Origin of the sequence: Polaromonas aquatica, assembly GCF_042659145.1 — a bacterium.
Classification (GTDB): Bacteria; Pseudomonadota; Gammaproteobacteria; order Burkholderiales; family Burkholderiaceae_C; genus Polaromonas; species Polaromonas aquatica.
Map to the genome: position 1 here is coordinate 1 of NZ_JBHSRS010000037.1, position 1,004 is coordinate 1,004.

1 protein-coding gene is annotated in these 1,004 nt (G+C 61.7%); it reads left to right on the forward strand.

The window, feature by feature from the left end; all coding sequences use genetic code 11:
* The coding region (locus ACFQND_RS12250) for a Tn3 family transposase (RefSeq protein WP_377413614.1) at positions 1–1,004 on the forward strand (1,004 nt) is incomplete at both ends.

Here is a 1,004-nt window from a genome sequence, read left to right on the forward strand (position 1 = left end):
CTTGTTTGCCCTGCGTCGTGCTGTGCGCAATGGATCGGTCTGGATCGAGCACAGCCTGAGTTTTAGGGGCCGTGCACGCCTGTTCTTCACGGACGAACGTTGGAAGGACGAGTCCAAGAAGCACTATGCCCGTCTGTCGCTGCCCGGCAAGGCGGCCACCTTTCTGAAGCCATTGTTGGCCAAGGTAACTGCAGGTGTCGATGCTGTGGCTGCGGCGGCACGCAGTGGCGTACTGCGCGTCGACGATGAACTCCACCTCTCAGTTTTACCCGCCGAAGACGAAGACCCCGAAGTCACCAAGCTACGGGCGGCTTTGGATCACCGCATCGGCGAAGTGCAATTGCCTGAAGTGATTCTGGCCGTTGACGCCCAGGTGCGCTTCAGCTGGATCATGCTCGGCCGTGAACCACGGTCAACAGCGGAACTGCTGATGGTCTATGCCGGCATCATGGCCCACGGCACCAGTCTGACGGCGATTGAATGCGCGCGCATGATTCCGCAACTCTCGGCCACCAGCATCCGTCAGGCCATGCGCTGGGCGCGCGACGAACGCCGCCTGAGTCAGGCTTGCCAGGCGGTGCTGGAGTTTATGCAACGCCACCCGATCGCCACCACTTGGGGCCGTTCAGACCTGGCGTCTTCTGACATGATGAGCATGGAGACCACCAAACGGGTGTGGCAAGCCCGGCTTGATCCCCGGCGCAATACACCCTCCGTTGGCATTTACTCCCATGTACGGGACCGCTGGGGCATCTTCCATGCGCAACCCTTCGTGCTCAATGAACGCCAGGCGGGCGTGGCCATTGAGGGCGTCATCCGCCAGGAGCGGCTTGAGACCAGCCAGCTTGCGGTGGACACCCACGGATACACTGACTTCGCGATGGCACTGGCCCGGTTGCTTGGCTTCGATCTTTGTCCGCGGCTGAAGGAACTCAAGCAGCGTCACCTGTTCGTGCCACGCGGCACCAAGGTGCCCGCCGAAATCGCTGCTGTGTGCGAGGCAA